Origin of the sequence: Streptococcus intestinihominis (assembly GCF_046824975.1) — a bacterium.
GTDB lineage: Bacteria > Bacillota > Bacilli > Lactobacillales > Streptococcaceae > Streptococcus.
In genome coordinates, this window is sequence record NZ_JBKQBL010000007.1 from 29,584 (window position 1) to 33,962 (window position 4,379).

A 4,379-nucleotide genomic window follows, 5' to 3' on the forward strand; every position below is an offset into this window, starting at 1 on the left:
GGTCGTCGTGGTCAAAACGTGCGCTTGGCGGCTCACTTAACTGGCTACCGGATTGATATCAAATCAGCTAGTGAGTACGAAGAAATGGAAGCAAGTCAAGAACCTGCTTTTGAAGAAGTAGAAAGTGATTTGAATTCTGTAGACGAATAGGGAGGGAATCATGGTAAAAACAAGAAAAATCCCTTTACGCAAGTCTGTTGTTTCAAATGAGGTCATCGATAAACGAGATCTCTTGCGAATCGTAAAAAATAAAGAAGGTCAAGTTTTTATCGATCCGACTGGGAAAGCAAATGGTCGTGGTGCTTATATCAAACTGGATAATGAGGAAGCACTTCAAGCTAAAAAGAAGAAAGTCTTCAATCGCAGCTTTAGCATGGAAGTGGATGAAGCTTTTTACGACGAATTGATTGCTTATGTGGATCATAAGGTGAAGAGAAGAGAGTTAGGCCTTGAATAAGCAAAAAGTCAGTAATTTATTGGGATTGGCTCAGCGAGCAGGGAAAATTATCTCTGGAGAAGAGTTGGTTATCAAGTCTGTTCAAGAAGGAAAGGCCCGTTTGGTCTTTCTGGCAGAAGATGCAGCTTCCAATCTTACCAAAAAAATCACAGATAAATGCCACTATTATGGCGTTCCGGTATTAACCGTGTTTTCAACACTAGAATTAAGTACTGCCATTGGTCGCTCACGAAAGGTTGCGGCCGTGACAGATGCTGGATTTTCAAAGAAAATGAGGTCTCTTATGGAATAGAAGAGGAGGACAGCAATTGTCTAAGAAAAGATTGTATGAGATTGCCAAAGAACTAGGCAAGGAAAGTAAAGAAGTCGTCACACGGGCGAAAGAATTAGGGTTGGAGGTAAAGAGTCACGCTTCTAGTATTGAAGGTGAAGCTGTTGAGCGTTTGGTGAATAGTTTTGCATCAAAGGCTCCTCAAACTCCTAAAGTGACGGAAGAAAAACAAGTAAAAGTTGCGCCGGTTGCAAAAGAACCCGTTGCAAACAATTCAGAAAAAACAACTGAAACAGCTGCAGCACCTGTTGTGAAGCCAAAGAGTCGTAATTTCAAGGCGGAACGTGAAGCCCGTGCGAAAGAGCAGGCGGAACGTCGTCAACAACAAGGAAATCGACCTAAAAAACAACAAAATGATCGACGGGATGGTGATCGTTTCCAAAACAGAAATGATCGCAAAAACCAAAGTAATGACCGTCGAAATCAAGGGGATGATCGTCGTCGCAATCAAGCTGGAAATGGTCAAGGACGTCCAAATCCTGTAAACAGTGCACCCAAGATTGATTTCAAAGCTCGTGCTGCAGCATTAAAGGCAGAGCAAAATGCGGAATATGCCCGTGGTAGTGAAGAACGCTACAAGCAAAATCAGGCAGCCAAGGTTGAACAAGAACGTCAACAACGTCGCAAGCACGAAGAGGTGATTGCAACTGAAGTTGTCACTCCTCAACCAAAGGCGGAACCAGTGAAGGCTGCGCCAGTAGCGGCTCCAAGCCCTGCAACAGTTGATACACGTCGGAAGAAACAAGCTAGACCAGACAAGAAGCGTGAAGATTTTGATCGTGAAGAAGATGGTCCAAGAAAACAACAAAAGAATCGAAGTAATCAGAATCAAGTGAGAAATCAAAAGAATAGTAACTGGAATAACAACAAAAAGAATAAAAAAGGAAAAAATAACCGCAATGAGGCTCCAAAACCAGTAACAGAGCGTAAATTCCACGAATTGCCAAGTGAATTGGAGTACACAGATGGAATGACAGTTGCGGAAATCGCAAAACGGATTAAGCGTGAGCCAGCAGAAATCGTGAAAAAACTCTTCATGATGGGCGTGATGGCGACACAAAACCAATCCTTGGATGGCGATACCATTGAACTCCTTTTGGTAGATTATGGAATTGAAGCCAAGAAAAAGGTTGAAGTGGATAATGCGGATATCGAGCGTTTCTTCGTAGAAGATGGCTATTTGAATCCAGATAAATTGGTGGAGCGTCCACCAGTTGTAACCATCATGGGACACGTTGACCACGGTAAAACAACCCTTTTGGATACCCTTCGTAACTCACGTGTTGCGACAGGAGAAGCCGGTGGGATCACCCAGCATATCGGTGCCTACCAGATTGAGGAAAATGGCAAGAAGATTACCTTCCTTGATACACCTGGACACGCGGCCTTTACTTCTATGCGTGCACGTGGTGCCTCTGTTACCGATATTACCATCTTGGTCGTAGCGGCAGATGACGGGGTTATGCCTCAAACTATCGAAGCTATCAACCACTCAAAAGCGGCTAACGTTCCAATTATCGTTGCCATTAATAAGATCGATAAACCAGGTGCCAACCCAGAACGTGTAATCGGAGAATTGGCAGAACATGGCGTTATGTCAACTGCATGGGGTGGAGATTCTGAGTTTGTAGAAATTTCAGCCAAGTTCAACCAAAACATCGATGAGTTGTTGGAAACTGTCCTACTTGTAGCTGAAATCCAAGAACTCAAAGCAGACCCAACCGTTCGTGCCATCGGTACCGTTATTGAGGCTCGTTTGGATAAAGGAAAAGGTGCGGTTGCGACCCTTCTTGTTCAACAAGGTACTTTGAATGTTCAAGACCCAATCGTTGTTGGTAATACTTTCGGACGTGTCCGTGCTATGACCAATGACCTTGGACGTCGTGTTAAGGTTGCAGGACCTTCAACACCAGTATCGATCACTGGTTTGAACGAAGCGCCGATGGCGGGAGACCATTTCGCGGTTTATGAAGATGAAAAATCAGCGCGTGCAGCGGGTGAAGAACGTGCTAAACGTGCTCTTATGAAGCAACGTCAAGCTACACAACGTGTTAGCCTTGAAAACCTCTTTGATACCCTTAAAGCTGGTGAACTCAAGTCTGTTAACGTCATCATCAAAGCTGACGTACAAGGTTCGGTTGAAGCCCTTGCTGCATCACTTCAAAAGATTGACGTAGAAGGTGTGAAAGTGACTATCGTTCACTCAGCAGTTGGTGCTATCAATGAATCTGACGTGACTCTTGCCGAAGCTTCAAATGCCTTTATCATTGGTTTCAACGTACGCCCTACACCACAGGCTCGTCAACAAGCAGAAGCAGACGATGTAGAAATCCGTCTCCACAGCATTATCTACAAGGTTATCGAAGAGATGGAAGAAGCCATGAAGGGTATGCTTGATCCAGAATTTGAAGAGAAAGTGATCGGTGAAGCGATTATCCGTGAAACCTTTAAAGTCTCTAAAGTGGGTACCATCGGTGGATTTATGGTCCTCAGTGGTAAGGTCACTCGTGATTCCAAAGTCCGTGTCATTCGTGACGGTGTCGTGATTTATGATGGAGCTCTTGCTAGCTTGAAACATTATAAAGACGATGTCAAAGAAGTGACCAACGGTCGCGAAGGTGGATTGATGATCGAAGGCTACAACGATATCAAGACGGATGATACCATCGAAGCTTACATCATGGAAGAAATTAAAAAATAAACTGTTAACTAGGAAAGAAGAGAAGAATTCTCCCATTTCCTAGTTTTAAAGACAAATCAGAAAGGAGTTCCTATGGCAAGTCATTTTCGGACAGACCGAGTAGGGATGGAAATCAAGCGTGAAGTCAACGAAATTCTGCAAAAGAAAGTTCGTGACCCGCGTGTTCAAGGTGTCACCATTACGGATGTTCAAATGCTAGGTGATTTGTCTATGGCTAAGGTCTACTATTCGATTATGAGTGACCTAGCTTCAGATAATCAGAAGGCTCAGACAGGGCTGGAAAAAGCAACAGGAACCATCAAGCGCGAATTAGGTCGGAATTTAAAATTGTATAAGATCCCGGATTTAACCTTTGTCAAAGATGAATCCATTGAATATGGAAACAAAATTGATCAAATGTTACGAGAGCTTGATAAAAAATAATGAACAAAACGATAGATTCTGTAGAGTCTATCGTTTTTTATGGCAAAATTCAGAAGAAATTTCAAAAAAAACTTGTGTCCAAGTGGTGGATGTTTTAAAATAGAGTGAGTAAACTTTTATCGAATGATGATGGAGGAAAAGGAATGTCCATTGATTGGCAGAACATTTTATTTAACTTCTTAGGTGGATTGGGACTATTTTTATATAGCATTAAAACCATGGGGGATGGCTTGCAACAGGCGGCAGGGGATCGCCTTCGCTACTATATCGACAAATATACCAGCAATCCATTTTTAGGAGTGCTCGTAGGGATTGTCGTTACTGCCCTTATCCAATCTAGTACAGGGGTAACTGTTATTACGGTTGGATTAGTAAGTGCAGGCCTCTTAACGCTACGCCAAGCAATTGGAATCATCATGGGGGCCAATATCGGGACAACCGTCACTTCCTTTATCATCGGTTTCAAG

Annotated in this window: 4 protein-coding genes and 3 pseudogenes; all 7 read left to right on the plus strand. The window is 43.1% G+C overall.

Translation table 11 applies throughout. The features are described from left to right. A pseudogene (locus tag ACLOR3_RS09645) lies at positions 1-150 on the plus strand (transcription termination factor NusA); the annotation flags it as partial. 10 nt (positions 151-160) lie between these two features. Beyond that, positions 161-457, plus strand: a complete 297-nt coding sequence (gene rnpM, locus ACLOR3_RS09650; protein ID WP_006596879.1) for an RNase P modulator RnpM — start codon at positions 161-163, stop codon at positions 455-457. Next, positions 450-749 (plus strand): YlxQ-related RNA-binding protein, encoded by a 300-nt coding sequence (locus ACLOR3_RS09655; protein WP_120701213.1) that lies wholly within the window; start codon positions 450-452, stop codon positions 747-749. Before rnpM ends, ACLOR3_RS09655 begins: the two co-directional genes overlap by 8 nt. Positions 750-765: 16 nt before the next feature. After that, a pseudogene (locus ACLOR3_RS09660) lies at positions 766-925 on the plus strand (translation initiation factor IF-2 N-terminal domain-containing protein); the annotation flags it as partial. Positions 926-1,281: 356 nt separating this feature from the next. Then, positions 1,282-3,489: pseudogene (infB, locus tag ACLOR3_RS09665) on the plus strand (translation initiation factor IF-2); the annotation flags it as partial. A 72-nt stretch (positions 3,490-3,561) separates the two neighbouring features. Further along, a complete protein-coding gene (rbfA, locus tag ACLOR3_RS09670) occupies positions 3,562-3,912 on the plus strand; it encodes a 30S ribosome-binding factor RbfA (protein WP_123160924.1) in 351 nt (116 codons plus the stop codon). A 143-nt stretch (positions 3,913-4,055) separates the two neighbouring features. Next, positions 4,056-4,379: Na/Pi symporter (locus tag ACLOR3_RS09675; protein WP_412037184.1), on the plus strand; the 324-nt coding region annotated here is incomplete at its 3' end.